Below are 15,513 nucleotides of genomic sequence, written 5' to 3'. Positions count from 1 at the left end.
CGTGGCGATGACCGTCACGCTGATCGCGCCGATCGCGATGGAAGAAGGTCTGCGTTTTGCTGTCCGCGAAGGCGGTCGTACCGTCGGCGCCGGCGTCGTTTCCAAGATCATCGAGTAACCCGCAACGGGTTGCAATGCGGCGCGGGGTCGGATAGACTTCGCGCTCTTTTTTCGCGGTAGGCGAAAAAATCTAGGGCAGTAGCTCAACTGGCAGAGCAACGGTCTCCAAAACCGTAGGTTGTGGGTTCGAGTCCCTCCTGCCCTGCCACTTCCGTGCAGGGGGTGCCCGCCGGGTCCGGTTCGCCGGCCGGCGGGTGCTGTCTTTGAAGCGTGAGTTCCTAACATGTCGGAAAAGTCCGTGCAGCCCACGTCGTCTGGCCTCGATTCAGCCAAGATCGCGTTTGCGATCCTGCTGATCATCGCCGGCATCGTGGGTTATTACCTGCTAGATGGCCAGCCGTTGTTCCTACGCATCCTGGCGGTAGTGGCAGGCGCGGGGCTCGCGATTGCCGTGGCGTATACCACGGCTGTCGGACGGTCGATCTGGCAGTTCACCTTCGACTCGCGTCTCGAGGTCAAGAAGATGGTCTGGCCGACGCGTCAGGAAGCGACGCAGACGACCCTGGTGGTCATCCTGCTCGTCATCCTGATCGGCCTGTTCCTCTGGGGCGTCGACTCGTTGTTGGGTTGGATCGTTCGCAGCATTACCGGTTAGGAGACTTTACATGGCGATGCGCTGGTACGTCGTCCAGGCGTTCTCACAGTATGAAAACAGCGTCAAGAAGGCGCTGGCCGAGCGCATCGAGCGCGCCGGCCTGCAGGACCTGTTCGGTGAGATCCTGGTTCCCTCCGAGGAAGTGGTCGAGATGCGCGACGGCGTGAAGCGTCGTTCCGAGCGCAAATTCTTCCCGGGTTACGTGCTGGTTCAGGTCGACATGACCGACGAGGCGTGGCATCTGATCAAGTCGGTGCCGCGCGTGCTGGGCTTTATCGGCAACTCGGGCGGCAGACCGTCGCCGATCAGCGAGCGCGAAGCGGATCAGATCCTCAACCGGATGAAGGATTCGACCGAGAAGCCCAAGCCGAAGACATTGTTCGATGTCGGCGAAATGGTGCGTGTCTGCGACGGCCCGTTCAACGATTTCACCGGCACGGTCGAGGAAGTCAACTACGAGAAGAGTCGCCTGCGCGTCGCGGTCAGCATTTTCGGACGTTCCACCCCGGTGGAGCTGAATTTCGACCAGGTCGAAAAGACCTGAATTGTCGACACACGGGGAGCCCGGCTCGGCGTCGGGCGCTACTACCCACTTGAGAGGTCATCATGGCTAAGAAAGTCTCCGCTTACATCAAGCTTCAGGTGCCTGCCGGTCAGGCCAACCCGTCGCCCCCGATCGGTCCCGCCCTGGGTCAGCACGGCGTCAACATCATGGGCTTCTGCAAGGAGTTCAACGCCGCGTCGGGCAACGTGGAGCCGGGCCTTCCGGTCCCGGTGGTGATCACTGTCTATCAGGACAAGTCGTTCACCTTCATCATGAAGACCCCGCCGGCCGCGATCCTTCTGAAGAAGGCCGTTGGCATCAAGAGCGGGTCTGCCGAGCCGAACACGACCAAGGTCGGCACCGTCACCCGTGATCAGCTCGAAGAAATTGCCAAGACCAAGGAGCCGGACCTGACGGCCAAGGATCTCGACGCCCGTGTGCGCACCATTGCCGGTAGCGCCCGCAGCATGGGCCTGAATGTGGAGGGTGTGTGAGATGGCCAAGTTGAGCAAGCGTCAGAAGCAAATCGCCGACAAGATCGATCGCAACCGCCAGTACGGTGCCGAAGAAGCCTTCGCCCTGCTGAAGGAAGTGTCCACGGTTAAGTTCAACGAGTCGGTCGATGTGGCCGTTAACTTGGGCGTCGACCCGCGTCGCTCGGACCAGATGGTTCGTGGTTCCACCGTATTGCCGCGTGGCACCGGCCAGGACGTGCGCGTTGCCGTCTTTGCCCAGGGCGCGAACGCCGAGGCGGCCACGGAAGCCGGTGCGGACATCGTCGGCATGGATGACCTGGCCGGCGAGATTAAGCAAGGCCGCATGGACTTCGACGTCGTGATTGCCTCGCCGGACGCGATGCGTGTCGTCGGTCAGCTGGGTCAGATCCTGGGCCCGCGTGGCCTGATGCCGAACCCGAAGGTGGGTACGGTGTCCACCGATGTCGCTACCGCGGTCAAGAACGCCAAGGCGGGTCAGGTGCGTTACCGCACTGATAAGAACGGCATTATTCACTGCACCATCGGCAAGGTGGATTTCGAGCCGGCAGCGCTGATCGAAAACCTCAATGCCCTGGTCGGTGACCTGAACAAGGCCAAGCCGTCCGCGGCCAAGGGCGTGTTCATGAAGCGCGTATCGGTTTCCACCACGATGGGCCCGGGCCTGGTGGTAGACCAAGGTTCGCTCGCGGAGTAATACGCGACGCAAACCACGAATAACCGGCCTCGACCGTCGTGTCGAGGCCGGCGACGTTCTTTGGACTGCCGGTATTGATTCCGGTGGCGTCAAAGACCGCAGGCGCGGACGAGCTCGCTCTTCCGCTTAATCGAGAAAGCCTGCGCAGACGGTCAGAGTCCCGATGATTTCATGTCTGGGTGGCCGTTGAGAAGGGCGATTCGTGCACCGCGCGAATCGGTTTCAAACGAAAAGGGCTTGTCCCTTTGCAACCGTAGGTAAGAGACGTGGCATTAACCTTCGATCGTAAGAAGTTGGTTGTCGCAGAAGTCGCCGAGGTTGCATCCAAGGCTTACTCGGCGGTTGGCGTCGAGTATCGAGGCTTGACGGTCTCGCAGGTCACCGAGCTTCGCGTCAAGGCGCGTGAGCAGGGTGTTTACCTGCGGGTCGTCAAGAACACACTGGCCAAGCGCGCCCTGGAAGGCACCGAGTACGAATGCATGAGCGAGGCCCTGCGTGGTCCGCTCATCCTCGCGTTCTCGATGGACGACCTGGGCTCCGCGGCGCGTCTGATGAAGGACGCGACCAAGGATATGTCGCAGCTTGAAGTCCAGTTCGTGTCCTTGGGTGGCGAACTCCTCCCGGCTTCCGCTCTTGAACGCGTTGCCAGCCTGCCGACCCGTGATGAAGCGCTTGCGCTCCTCATGGCGACCATGCAGGCGCCGGTCACCAAGCTGGCCCGTACCTTCAACGAGGTACCGGGCAAGCTGGTGCGCACCGTGGCAGCGATTCGCGACCAGAAAGAAGCGGCTTAACCTTTTTCATCACTTTTCAGGTACTCAATCATGGCAGTTTCAAAAGACGATATCCTCGAAGCGATCTCCAACATGTCCGTCATGGAGGTCGTTGAACTGATCTCCGACATGGAAGAGAAGTTCGGCGTAAGCGCGGCAGCCGCCGTTGCAGCCGCTCCGGCAGCTGGTGGTGGCGAAGGCGCCGCTGCTGCTGAAGAGCAGACCGAATTCGACGTGGTCATGACCTCGTTCGGCGCCAACAAGGTTTCCGTGATCAAGGCAACCCGTGAGCTGACCGGTCTGGGCCTCAAGGAAGCCAAGGAGCTGGTCGAAGGTGCTCCGAGCACCATCAAGGAAGCCGTCGAGAAGGCAGAAGGCGAGAGCATGAAGGCCAAGCTCGAAGAGGCAGGCGCTTCCGTCGAGCTCAAGTAAACGAGTGCAAGGGTCGCTTAACCACAGCACCCAAGTACAGGCTGGTGGCCTTCGGGTCGCCGGCCTTTACGCGCTTGTTGGGTGTCCTTTCGCGATCGGATTATCGGTCTGATCGCGAAAGGTTGCCCGGGGCGGCCGGTTGCCGCCCCACTCAGGGGGAACGGATCCCCGCGCGCCACGGCGTGCATCGCCAGTTTGCTGGCGATCACACTCAGATTGTCCCGACGAGGAAAGTAGATGAGCTATTCATTCACTGAGAAGAAGCGAATCCGCAAGGATTTCGGCAAGCGAGCCGAGGTCCTGCCGGTCCCCTATCTGTTGACCACGCAGGTGAAATCCTACGAAGGTTTCCTGCAGCAGGGTGTGGTACAGAAGGAGCGCCGCAATATCGGGCTCCACGCGGCGCTGGGTTCGGTGTTTCCGATCGCAAGCCATTCGGGCAATGCTGAAATCGACTACGTCGACTATCACTTCGGTGAGCCGGCGTTCGACGTGCGCGAATGCCAGGTGCGCGGCCTGACTTACTCGGCACCGCTGCGCGTCAAGCTGCGGCTGGTGATCTACGACAAGGAGGCCCCGGCAGGCTCCAAGGTCGTCAAGGATATCCGCGAGCAGGATGTCTACATGGGCGAGATCCCGCTGCAGACCGAAAGCGGCACCTTTGTCGTCAACGGTACCGAGCGGGTCATCGTCTCCCAGCTGCACCGTTCGCCGGGCGTGTTCTTCGACCACGACAAGGGCAAGACCACGACCTCCAAGCGGATGCTGTTCTCCGCCCGCGTCATTCCGTACCGCGGCTCGTGGCTCGATTTCGAGTTCGACCAGAAAGACCTCGTCTACGTGCGCATCGACCGTCGCCGCAAGATCCCGGCGTCCATCCTGTTGCGCGCGCTGGGCTACAACAACGAAGAGATGCTCGACATCTTCTTCGAGCACGACGAGTTCCGTGTCGATGGCGAGGATCTCGCCCTCACATTGGTGCCCGAGCGCCTCAAGGGCACGGATGCGGCCTTTGACATCGAGGTCGAGGGCGAGACCGTGATCAAGGCGGGCAAGCGCATCACCGCCAAGCACGTGCGTGATCTCAACAACGCCAAGATTGGCAGCTTGCCGGTGCCGGCGGACTTCGTCGTGGGTCGCACGCTGGCCAAGGACGTGGTCGACACCGACAGCGGTGAAGTGATCGCGAACGCCAACGACGAGATCACCGAAGAAATGCTGGCCACCTTCCAGAAGGCCGGTATCGAATCGTTCCAGACGCTGTACTACAACGAGGTCGATCGCGGCCCGTACATGTCGCTGACCCTGCGCAACGATCCGTCGACCACCCCGCTCGAAGCGATGGTCGAGATCTACAAGATGATGCGCCCGGGTGAGCCGCCGACCAAGGATGCGGCCGAAGGCCTGTTCCACGGCCTGTTCTTCTCTGAAGAGCGTTACGACCTGTCCGAGGTCGGCCGGATGAAATTCAACCGCCGCCTCGAGCGCGAGGGTGACTCCGGTCCGGGCATCCTCTATGACGCCAAATATTTCGGCCGTCTGGCGAAGGGCGGCAACGCCGAAGCCAAGAAGCGGCTCGAGGAAAGCGGCAATCTGTCCGATATCCTCGACGTGCTGATGGAACTGATCGCCATCCGTAACGGCAATGGCAAGACCGACGACATCGACCACCTGGGCAATCGTCGCATTCGCTCGGTGGGCGAGATGGCGGAGAACGTGTTCCGCATCGGCCTGGTTCGGGTCGAGCGCGCCGTCAAGGAGCGCCTGACCCAGGCCGAGAGCGAGGGCCTGACCCCGCAAGACCTGATCAACGCCAAGCCGGTCGCGGCCGCGGTGAAGGAGTTCTTCGGTTCCTCGCAGCTGTCGCAGTTCATGGACCAGAACAACCCGCTCTCCGAGGTCACGCACAAGCGGCGTATCTCGGCGCTGGGGCCGGGTGGTCTCACCCGTGAGCGCGCCGGTTTCGAGGTGCGTGACGTACACACCACGCACTACGGTCGGGTCTGCCCGATCGAGACGCCGGAAGGCCCGAACATCGGCCTGATCAACTCGCTGGCCGTGTTCGCGCAGACCAATGCCTACGGGTTCCTCGAGACGCCGTATCGCAAGGTGGTCGGTGGCAAGGTAACCGCCGACGTCGACTGGCTGTCGGCCTACGAGGAAGAGAAGTTCACCATCGCCCAGGCGAACGCGCCGCTGGCCGAGGATGGCACGCTGACCGGTGAGCTGATCTCCGCGCGCAAGTCGGGCGAGTTCATGCTCTCCGACCCGGTCGAGATCCAGTACATGGACGTCTCGCCGAAGCAGATCGTGTCGGTGGCCGCCTCAATCATCCCGTTCCTGGAGCACGATGACGCCAACCGCGCCCTGATGGGCTCGAACATGCAGCGCCAGGCCGTGCCGACCCTCAAGGCGGACAAGCCGCTGGTGGGTACCGGCATGGAGCGCGTGGTCGCCACCGACTCCGGCGCCTGCGTGGTCGCCAAGCGTGGCGGTCTGGTCGATCGCGTCGACGCCTCTCGCGTCGTGGTCCGGGTCAAGGCCGAGGAGGCCACCCAGGGCGAGGTTGGTGTGGATATCTACAACCTCACCAAGTACACCCGCTCGAACCAGAACACCTGCATCAACCAGCGTCCGCTGGTCAAGGTGGGTGATCAGATCGAGAAGGGCGACGTACTCGCCGACGGTCCGTCGGTCGACATGGGCGAGCTGGCACTGGGGCAGAACATGTTCTGTGCCTTCATGCCGTGGAACGGTTACAACTTCGAGGATTCCATCCTCATGTCCGAGCGAGTGGTGCGTGAAGATCGTTTCACCACCATCCACATCGAGGAGCTCAACTGCGTTGCCCGTGACACCAAGCTGGGCGCCGAAGAGATCACCTCGGACATTCCGAACGTCGCCGAGAACCTGTTGAACAAGCTCGACCAGGCCGGTGTGGTGCACATCGGGGCCGAGGTCAGTCCCAACGACATCCTGGTGGGCAAGGTGACGCCGAAGGGCGAAACCCAGCTCACCCCGGAGGAAAAGCTCCTGCGAGCCATCTTCGGTGAGAAGGCCTCGGACGTGAAGGACACTTCGCTTCGCGTTCCGCAGGGTATCGAAGGCACCGTCATCGACGTCCGTGTCTTCACCCGTGACGGCATCGAGAAGGATAGCCGGGCCCGTTCGATCGAAGAGGACGACCTCGACGCGGTGCGCAAGGATCTCAAGGATCGCATGCGCATCATCGAGGGCGATATCCAGGCCCGTGTCCGCGAACTGTTGGTGGGCAAGGTTGCCGTCGGTGGTCCGACTGGCGTCAAGGCCGGCGGCAAGATCACCGCGGCCCAGTTGAGCAAGGTCGATCCGACCAAGTGGTTCGAGATCCGCGTCGAAGACGAGGCCGCCGCCAGTGCGCTGGAGGAATACAAGGCCCAGCTCGAGCGTGAGAAGGCCGATGCCGAGGCACGTTTCGAAGACAAGAAACGCAAGATCCAGCAGGGTGATGACCTGCAGCCGGGCGTGCTCAAGATGGTCAAGGTGTATGTGGCGGTCAAGCGTCGCATCCAGCCGGGCGACAAGCTCGCCGGCCGTCACGGCAACAAGGGTGTCATCTCGATGATCGTGCCCGAGGAAGACATGCCGTACATGGAAGACGGCACGCCGGTAGACATCTGCCTCAATCCGCTGGGTGTTCCGTCGCGGATGAACATCGGTCAGATCCTCGAGACGCACTTGGGCCTGGCGGCTCGCGGTCTGGGTCACCAGATCGAGAAACGCCTCAAGCTCGAGCGCGCAAAGGCGATCAAGGAAGTGCGTGAGTTCCTCGACAAGGTCTACAACCACCGCGAAGAGCCGACCGTGGATCTCGACAGCCTGACCGACGACGAGCTGATCGAAATGGCCGGCAACCTCAAGAAGGGCGTGCCGATGGCGACGCCGGTCTTCGACGGTGCGGTCGAGGACGAGGTCAAGCACATGCTCAAGCTCGCCGAGATGCCCGAGAACGGCCAGGTGCAGTTGTACGACGGTCGCAGTGGCGAGCCGTTCGAGCGCCAGACCACCGTCGGTTACATGTACATCCTGAAGCTCAACCACCTGGTCGACGACAAGATGCACGCCCGTTCGACGGGGCCGTACAGCCTGGTCACCCAGCAGCCGCTGGGCGGCAAGGCGCAGTTCGGCGGCCAGCGCTTCGGCGAGATGGAGGTCTGGGCACTGGAGGCATACGGTGCGGCGTACACGCTGCAGGAGATGCTGACGGTCAAGTCGGACGACGTCGATGGCCGGAACAAGATGTACAAGAACATCGTCGATGGCGATCACCGTATGGATGCGGGCATGCCGGAGTCCTTCAACGTGCTGTTGAAGGAGATTCGTTCGCTCGGGATCAACATCGAGCTGGAACAAGACGACAAGTGATTTCCGGGGCATGGGCCATCCGGGCAGGTGCCCGGGTCCATGGTGCCGTGTGACAGAACACGTTAGGCAGGTAGTCAATGAAAGAATTGCTTAATCTGATGAACCACGAGGTCGGCGAAGAGGACTTCGACCACATCCGTATCTCGCTGGCCTCCCCGGAGATGATCCGTTCCTGGTCGTTCGGTGAAGTGAAAAAGCCGGAGACCATCAACTACCGCACCTTCAAGCCGGAGCGCGATGGCCTTTTCTGCGCCAAGATCTTCGGTCCGGTGCGGGACTACGAGTGCCTCTGTGGCAAGTACAAGCGCCTCAAGCACCGCGGTGTGGTGTGCGAGAAGTGCGGCGTCGAGGTGACGCTGTCCAAGGTGCGCCGCGAGCGCATGGGCCACATCGAGCTGGCCTGCCCGGTGGCGCACATCTGGTTCCTCAAGTCGCTGCCCTCGCGCATCGGCTTGCTGCTGGACATGACCTTGCGCGACATCGAGCGGGTGCTATATTTCGAGGCATTCATCGTCACCGAGCCGGGCATGACCACCCTGAACAAGGGCGATCTGCTTACCGACGAGATGTACATCGAGGCACTCGAGCAGTTCGGCGACGAATTCGAGGCCGGCATGGGCGCCGAGTCGATCCAGAAGCTCCTCAAGGAGATCGTGCTGGACGACGAGATCCTCAAGCTGCGCGACGAGCTGGTCGAGACCGGTTCCGAGACCAAGATCAAGCGCATCACCAAGCGCTTGAAGCTGCTGGAATCGTTCCGCTCCTCCGGCAACCGCCCGGAGTGGCTGGTCCTGACCCAGCTGCCGGTGCTGCCGCCGGACCTGCGTCCGCTGGTGCCGCTGGATGGCGGTCGGTTTGCGACCAGTGACCTCAACGATCTCTATCGCCGGGTCATCAACCGCAACAACCGCCTCAAGCGCCTGCTCGAGATCAACGCGCCGGACATCATCCTGCGCAACGAGAAGCGCATGCTGCAGGAGTCGGTCGACTCCCTGCTGGACAACGGCCGCCGTGGGCGCGCCGTAACCGGCACCAACAAGCGCCCCTTGAAGTCGCTCGCCGACATGATCAAGGGCAAGCAGGGCCGTTTCCGCCAGAACCTGTTGGGCAAGCGTGTCGACTACTCGGGCCGCTCGGTCATCGTGGTCGGCCCGACCCTGCGCCTGCACCAGTGTGGTCTGCCCAAGAAGATGGCGCTCGAGCTGTTCAAGCCGTTCATCTTCGGCAAGCTGCATCGTCGTGGTCTCGCCACCACCATCAAGGCGGCCAAGAAGCTGGTCGAGCGTGAAGGTGCCGAGGTCTGGGACGTGCTCGAGGAAGTCATCCGCGAGCACCCGGTGCTGCTCAACCGCGCGCCGACCCTGCACCGTCTGGGCATCCAGGCGTTCGAGCCGACCCTGATCGAGGGCAAGGCGATCCAGCTGCACCCGCTGGTCTGCTCGGCCTACAACGCCGACTTCGACGGCGACCAGATGGCCGTGCACGTGCCGCTGTCGCTCGAGGCGCAGTCGGAAGCGCGCGCGTTGATGATGTCGACCAACAACGTCCTGTCGCCGGCCTCCGGTGACCCGGTCATCGTGCCGTCGCAGGACATCGTGCTCGGCATCTACTACATGACGCGTTCCAAGGTGAATGCCCGTGGCGAAGACATGATCTTCGCGGACCTCGACGAGGTGCAGCGCGCCTACGACAACGGCCAGGTCGAGCTGGGCGCGCTGGTGCGCGTGCGGATCACCGACTGGACCCGTGAGGAAGACGGCACGGTCGAATCCAAGACCGCGATCGTCGAGACGACCGTGGGCCGGGCCCTGCTGTACCGGATCGTGCCGGAGGGTATTCCCTTCGCGCAGATCAACAAGGACATGGGCAAGAAGCCCATCTCGGCGCTGCTCAACTATATCTATCGTCATCTGGGTCTGAAGGACACGGTCGTCTTCGCCGATCAGCTGATGTACACGGGCTTTCGCTACGCGACTCGCTCGGGTATCTCCATCTGTTCGGACGATATGATTGTTCCGGAATCCAAGGACGCCGAACTGGCGGCCGCGGAGGCCGAGGTCAAGGAGATCCAGGACCAGTACGGTCAGGGTCTCGTGACCGAGAAGGAGCGTTACAACAAGGTCGTCGACATCTGGTCGCGTGCCAACGATTCCATCTCCCGTTCGATGATGGAGCAGCTGGGCGCGCACACCGTGAAAGACAAGAACGGTAACGACGTCACGCAGAACTCGTTCAACGCCATCTTCATGATGGCGGACTCCGGCGCCCGGGGTTCGGCGGCGCAGATCCGGCAGTTGGCCGGCATGCGTGGCCTGATGACCAAGCCGGACGGCTCGATCATCGAGACGCCGATCACCGCGAACTTCCGCGAGGGTCTGAACGTACTGCAGTACTTCATCTCCACCCACGGCGCACGGAAGGGCCTGGCGGATACCGCACTGAAGACGGCGAACTCCGGTTACCTCACCCGTCGCCTGGTCGACGTGGCGCAGGATCTGGTAGTCACCTCGACCGATTGTGGCACCACCACTGACGGGTTGAAGATGACCGCCGTGATCGAGGGTGGCGACGTAGTCGAGGCGCTGGGCAACCGGATCCTGGGTCGTGTGATCGCCAAGGACCTGGTCGTGCCGGGCACCGAGGAAGTCTTGCTGCCGGCCGGCACGCTGATCGATGAGGCGATGGTCGCCCGCATCGAGCAGTCGGGTATCGACGAGGTCTGGGTCCGCTCAGCGATCACCTGTGAGGCGCGTCACGGCGTCTGTGCCAAGTGCTACGGGCGTGACTTGGCGCGCGGCGAGCCGGTCAACCTCGGTGAGGCGGTTGGTGTCATGGCTGCCCAGTCGATCGGTGAGCCGGGTACCCAGCTGACCATGCGTACCTTCCACATCGGCGGGGCGGCCTCACGTTCTGCCGCGGCCAGTTCCGTGGAGAACAAGGCCACCGGTACGGTCCGCTTGCACAACCTGCGGACGGTCAAGAACCGCGACGCCGATTTGGTCGCGGTCACGCGCTCCGGCGAGCTGGGCGTGCTGGACGAGCAGGGCCGTGAGCGTGAGCGCTACAAGGTGCCCTACGGCTCGGTCATCCGGGTCAAGGAAAGCGAAAAGGTCGACGCCGGTACCACGCTGGCCAACTGGGATCCGCACACTCACCCGGTTGTCAGTGAGGTGGAAGGTTTCGCCCGGTTCTCTGACTTCGTCGACGGTCAATCGGTGAAGACCGAGACCGACGAGATCACCGGCCTGTCCTCGCAGATCATCATCGACCCGGCCCAGCGCTCGGGCACCGCCAAGGATCTGCGCCCGGCGATCGCCCTGCTGGACCAGTCCGGTGATCCCGTCAATCTGCCGGGGACCGAGATCCCGGCGATCTACGTGCTGCCGGCCGGCGCCATCATCGGTATCACCGATGGGGCCGAGGTGCAGGTGGGTGACGTGGTCGCCCGCATTCCGCAGGAGTCGCAGAAGACCCGCGACATCACCGGCGGTCTGCCGCGGGTGGCGGATCTTTTCGAGGCCCGCAAGCCCAAGGAGCCGGCCATCCTCGCCGAGCACACCGGTACGGTCAGCTTCGGCAAGGAGACCAAGGGCAAGCAGCGCCTGGTGATCACCGACGAGAACGGCGAGAACCACGAAGAGTTGATTCCAAAATACCGCGTGATCAACGTCTTCGAGGGCGAGCACGTCGACCGGGGCGAGATCATCGCCGATGGCGAACTTGCTCCGCACGACATCCTGCGTTTGCGTGGCATCGCGGATCTGGCGAACTACATCGTCAAGGAAATCCAGGACGTGTACCGCCTGCAGGGCGTTGGCATCGATGACAAGCACATCGAGGTGATCGTTCGCCAGATGCTGCGCAAGGTCGAGATCGTCGAAACGGGCGATTCCGGTTACCTGCGTGGTGATCAGGTCGACAAGGCGCGGCTGGTCGAGGAGAGCGCGGCGCTGGAGAAGGACGGCAAGTTCCCGGCGAGGGCCGAGCCGATGTTGCTCGGTATCACCAAGGCATCCCTGGTGACCGAGTCGTTCATCTCCGCAGCATCGTTCCAGGAGACCACCCGAGTGCTCACGGACGCCGCCACCCGCGGCGGTCGCGACGAACTGCGTGGCCTCAAGGAGAACGTCATCGTCGGTCGCCTCATCCCGGCAGGTACCGGCCTGGCGCACCACGAGGAGCGTCGCCGTCGGCGTCACGCCGCGCTCGATCAGGCCAATGACCTGTTCGGTGCGCCGGCTGAGGCCGCCGAGGTGGAGGCTGCTGCCGAGGAGAATGGCAACCAAGAGTGAGCTCGCGTTGACAGCAACGCGGCAACTGCATAGAATCACTGCCCTTTACGGCGGGCAACTGTGCCCGTCGTGCTAGTTTTTGGTCGGAGAATACGGATACATGGCTACTATCAATCAGCTAGTGCGCAAGCCGCGCAAGCGCATGGTCGAAAAGACCAGCGTGCCGGCGCTGGAGCGCTGCCCCCAGCGTCGCGGTGTTTGCACGCGCGTTTACACCACCACCCCGAAGAAGCCGAACTCGGCCCTGCGTAAGGTCGCTCGTGTGCGCCTGACGTCGGGTTACGAGGTCACCGGTTACATCGGTGGTGAAGGTCACAACCTGCAGGAGCACTCGGTCGTGCTAATTCGCGGCGGTCGTGTGAAGGATCTCCCGGGTGTGCGCTATCACGTCGTCCGCGGCAGCCTCGATACCCAGGGTGTCGAGAAGCGCCGTCAGGGTCGTTCGAAGTACGGCGCCAAGCGTCCGAAGAGCTAATCAACGGTAGGATTTGACATGCCCAGAAGAAGAGAAGTCCCCAAGCGCGAGATTCTGCCGGATCCGAAATTCGGCAATGTCACCGTCGCAAAATTTATCAACATGATCATGCTCAGCGGCAAGAAGGCCGTCGCCGAGCGGATCCTTTACTCCGCGATGGATACCGTCGAGGAAAAGGGCAAGGGTCATCCGGTCGAGGTCGTCGAGAAGGCGTTGGAAAACGTCGCTCCGTCGGTCGAGGTCAAGTCCCGCCGTGTGGGCGGTGCCACCTACCAGGTGCCGGTCGAAGTGCGGCCGGTGCGTCGTTCGTCGCTCGCCATGCGCTGGCTGATCGAGGCATCGCGCAAGCGTGGCGAGAAGACCATGGCCGCCAAGCTCGCCGGCGAGCTGATGGATGCCGCCGAAGGTCGTGGTTCCGCTGTGAAGAAGCGTGAAGACACGCACCGCATGGCCGAAGCCAACAAGGCCTTCGCCCACTTCCGCTGGTAATCCGACGCTTTATTTAAGAGGTACTTTTCGTGTCCCGTACGACTCCGCTCGAGCGCTATCGCAACTTCGGCATCATGGCGCACATTGATGCCGGCAAGACCACGACCACCGAGCGCATTCTGTTCTACACCGGTGTGTCCCACAAGATTGGCGAAGTGCACGACGGCGCCGCCACCATGGACTGGATGGAGCAAGAGCAGGAGCGCGGCATCACCATCACGTCGGCCGCGACCACTGCCTTCTGGCAGGGCATGGACCAGCAGTTCGACAAGCACCGCTTGAACATCATCGACACCCCGGGGCACGTCGACTTCACCATCGAAGTCGAGCGCTCCTTGCGGGTGCTCGACGGCGCGGTGTTCGTGCTCTGTGCCGTTGGTGGCGTACAGCCGCAATCGGAGACCGTGTGGCGCCAGGCCAACAAGTACCGCGTCCCCCGGTTGGCATTCGTCAACAAGATGGATCGCCAGGGCTCCGACTTCTATCGCGTCATGGACCAGTTGAAGGCGCGCCTTGGGGCGAACCCGGTGCCGGTCGTGATTCCGATCGGTGCGGAAGAGAACTTCGAGGGCGTGATCGACCTGCTGCGCATGAAGGCGATTTTCTGGAATCCCGACGACATGGGCATGACCTATGACGAGCGCGAGATTCCGGAAGAGCTGGTTGCCGATGCCGAAAAGTATCGCGAAGAGATGGTCGAGGCGGCTGCCGAGTCTTCGGAAGAGCTGATGGAGAAGTACCTCGAGAACGGCGAGCTGACCGACGACGAGATCAAGAAGGGCATTCGCAAGCGGACGCTCGACAACGAGATCATCCCGGCGCTCTGTGGCACGGCGTTCAAGAACAAGGGTGTGCAGCGTCTGCTCGACGCGGTCATCGAATTCCTGCCGGCGCCGACCGAAGTCCCCGACATCAAGGGTGAGCTGCCGGACGGCACCGAAGCCATTCGTAAGACCGGCGACGACCAGCCGTTCTCCGCGCTGGCGTTCAAGATCATGACCGACCCGTTCGTCGGCTCGCTGGCGTTCTTCCGGGTCTACTCGGGCACCGTCAACGCCGGTGACGCGGTCATGAACTCCACCCGCGGCAACCGTGAGCGCATCGGTCGTATTCTCCAGATGCACTCCAACACCCGCGAGGAGATCAAGACGGTCTACGCGGGCGATATCGCCGCGGCGGTTGGTTTGAAGAACGTCACCACCGGCGAGACGCTCTGCGACCCGAGCAGCCCGATCATCCTGGAGCGCATGGAGTTCCCGGATCCGGTCATCTCGGTCGCCGTCGAGCCCAAGACCAAGAGTGACCAGGAGAAGATGTCCCAGGCACTGGGTCGTCTGGCTCAGGAAGATCCGTCGTTCCGCGTGCGTTCCGACGAAGAGTCCGGCCAGACCATCATCTCCGGGATGGGCGAGCTGCACCTCGAAATCCTCGTCGACCGTATGCGTCGCGAGTTCAAGGTGGACGCGAACATCGGCAAGCCGCAGGTTGCCTACCGTGAGACCATCCGCAGCACGGTCGAGCAGGAAGGCAAGTTCGTGCGCCAGTCCGGTGGTCGCGGTCAGTACGGTCACGTCAAGCTCAAGATCGAGCCGATGGAAGAAGGTGGCGGTTACGAGTTCGTCAACAAGATCGTCGGCGGCGTGGTGCCGAAGGAATACATCCCTGCGGTCGACAAGGGTGCCTACGAGCAGATGCAGAACGGCGTCATCGCGGGCTACCCGATGGTCGACGTGCGCGTCACGTTGTACGACGGCTCGTACCACGACGTCGACTCGAACGAGATGGCGTTCAAAGTGGCCGGCTCGATGGCCTTCAAGGAAGGCGCGGCGAAGGCCAGCCCGGCGCTGCTCGAGCCGATGATGAGCGTCGAGATCGAGACGCCGGAAGAGTACATGGGTGACGTCATTGGCGACGTCAACCGTCGTCGCGGCATGGTTCAGGGCATGGAGGACATCCATGGGGGCGGCAAGCAGATCAAGGCCGAAGTCCCGCTGTCCGAGATGTTCGGTTATGCCACCGACCTGCGCTCCGCGACCCAGGGGCGTGCGACCTACTCGATGGAGTTCGGTCGTTACGCCGAGGCACCGAAGAGCGTGGTCGAGGATGTCATCAAGGGTAATGCTTGATAACGCCGCGATCTCCAGAATTTGTTTCCAGTTGAGGATGTAAGACATGTCCAAAGAAAAATTTGAACGTTC

At 62.3% G+C, this 15,513-nt stretch carries 12 protein-coding genes and 1 tRNA gene; all 13 read left to right on the top strand.

Annotated elements, in window-relative coordinates:
* Window positions 1-118: EF-Tu C-terminal domain-related protein (locus ABGV18_RS10735; protein ID WP_449728615.1), on the top strand; the 118-nt coding region annotated here is incomplete at its 5' end.
* 74 nt (window positions 119-192) lie between these two features.
* Window positions 193-268: transfer RNA gene (locus ABGV18_RS10730), tRNA-Trp, on the top strand.
* 75 nt (window positions 269-343) lie between these two features.
* Window positions 344-715 carry a preprotein translocase subunit SecE gene (gene secE, locus ABGV18_RS10725; RefSeq protein ID WP_396582758.1) on the top strand — a complete coding sequence of 124 codons (372 nt, stop codon included), beginning with the start codon at window positions 344-346 and terminating at the stop codon, window positions 713-715.
* A 10-nt stretch (window positions 716-725) separates the two neighbouring features.
* Window positions 726-1,259 carry a transcription termination/antitermination protein NusG gene (gene nusG, locus ABGV18_RS10720; protein WP_396582760.1) on the top strand — a complete coding sequence of 178 codons (534 nt, stop codon included), beginning with the start codon at window positions 726-728 and terminating at the stop codon, window positions 1,257-1,259.
* Window positions 1,260-1,321: 62 nt separating this feature from the next.
* Window positions 1,322-1,753: a 50S ribosomal protein L11 gene (gene rplK / locus ABGV18_RS10715; protein ID WP_396582762.1), complete on the top strand. Its 432-nt coding sequence runs from the start codon at window positions 1,322-1,324 to the stop codon at window positions 1,751-1,753.
* 1 nt (window position 1,754) lies between these two features.
* A complete protein-coding gene (rplA, locus tag ABGV18_RS10710) occupies window positions 1,755-2,450 on the top strand; it encodes a 50S ribosomal protein L1 (RefSeq protein ID WP_396582764.1) in 696 nt (231 codons plus the stop codon).
* 266 nt (window positions 2,451-2,716) lie between these two features.
* Complete coding sequence (gene rplJ, locus ABGV18_RS10705) at window positions 2,717-3,244, top strand: 50S ribosomal protein L10 (RefSeq protein WP_396582765.1); 528 nt, start codon at window positions 2,717-2,719, stop codon at window positions 3,242-3,244.
* A 30-nt stretch (window positions 3,245-3,274) separates the two neighbouring features.
* The gene (gene rplL / locus ABGV18_RS10700) at window positions 3,275-3,655 is read left to right on the top strand and encodes a 50S ribosomal protein L7/L12 (protein WP_396582766.1); all 381 of its coding nucleotides are present in this window, start codon (window positions 3,275-3,277) and stop codon (window positions 3,653-3,655) included.
* A 237-nt stretch (window positions 3,656-3,892) separates the two neighbouring features.
* Window positions 3,893-8,059: a DNA-directed RNA polymerase subunit beta gene (gene rpoB / locus ABGV18_RS10695; RefSeq protein WP_396586014.1), complete on the top strand. Its 4,167-nt coding sequence runs from the start codon at window positions 3,893-3,895 to the stop codon at window positions 8,057-8,059.
* Window positions 8,060-8,136: 77 nt separating this feature from the next.
* Window positions 8,137-12,351, top strand: coding sequence for a DNA-directed RNA polymerase subunit beta' (gene rpoC, locus ABGV18_RS10690; RefSeq protein ID WP_396582768.1), 4,215 nt, complete (start codon window positions 8,137-8,139; stop codon window positions 12,349-12,351).
* Window positions 12,352-12,451: 100 nt separating this feature from the next.
* On the top strand, window positions 12,452-12,826 hold the full coding sequence (gene rpsL / locus ABGV18_RS10685) for a 30S ribosomal protein S12 (protein ID WP_125199268.1): 375 nt from the start codon (window positions 12,452-12,454) through the stop codon (window positions 12,824-12,826).
* A gap of 18 nt (window positions 12,827-12,844) precedes the next feature.
* A complete protein-coding gene (gene rpsG / locus ABGV18_RS10680) occupies window positions 12,845-13,315 on the top strand; it encodes a 30S ribosomal protein S7 (protein WP_396582769.1) in 471 nt (156 codons plus the stop codon).
* Window positions 13,316-13,344: 29 nt separating this feature from the next.
* Window positions 13,345-15,441 carry an elongation factor G gene (gene fusA / locus ABGV18_RS10675; protein WP_396582770.1) on the top strand — a complete coding sequence of 699 codons (2,097 nt, stop codon included), beginning with the start codon at window positions 13,345-13,347 and terminating at the stop codon, window positions 15,439-15,441.
* The last annotated feature ends 72 nt before the right edge of the window (window positions 15,442-15,513 follow it).

Origin of the sequence: Guyparkeria halopsychrophila, assembly GCF_044582135.1 — a bacterium.
Lineage (GTDB): Bacteria > Pseudomonadota > Gammaproteobacteria > Halothiobacillales > Halothiobacillaceae > Guyparkeria.
Note: the sequence above shows the minus strand (reverse complement) of the source record. Positions and strands in the feature narration are given on the sequence as shown.

What these genes read in the sequence shown, in the direction of transcription:
- secE (WP_396582758.1), top strand. Translation starts at nt 344, where the DNA reads ATGTCGGAAAAGTCCGTGCAGCCCACGTCGTCTGGCCTCGATTCAGCC.
- nusG (WP_396582760.1), top strand. Translation starts at nt 726, where the DNA reads ATGGCGATGCGCTGGTACGTCGTCCAGGCGTTCTCACAGTATGAAAAC.
- rplK (WP_396582762.1), top strand. Translation starts at nt 1,322, where the DNA reads ATGGCTAAGAAAGTCTCCGCTTACATCAAGCTTCAGGTGCCTGCCGGT.
- rplA (WP_396582764.1), top strand. Translation starts at nt 1,755, where the DNA reads ATGGCCAAGTTGAGCAAGCGTCAGAAGCAAATCGCCGACAAGATCGAT.
- rplL (WP_396582766.1), top strand. Translation starts at nt 3,275, where the DNA reads ATGGCAGTTTCAAAAGACGATATCCTCGAAGCGATCTCCAACATGTCC.
- rpoB (WP_396586014.1), top strand. Translation starts at nt 3,893, where the DNA reads ATGAGCTATTCATTCACTGAGAAGAAGCGAATCCGCAAGGATTTCGGC.
- rpoC (WP_396582768.1), top strand. Translation starts at nt 8,137, where the DNA reads ATGAAAGAATTGCTTAATCTGATGAACCACGAGGTCGGCGAAGAGGAC.
- rpsL (WP_125199268.1), top strand. Translation starts at nt 12,452, where the DNA reads ATGGCTACTATCAATCAGCTAGTGCGCAAGCCGCGCAAGCGCATGGTC.
- rpsG (WP_396582769.1), top strand. Translation starts at nt 12,845, where the DNA reads ATGCCCAGAAGAAGAGAAGTCCCCAAGCGCGAGATTCTGCCGGATCCG.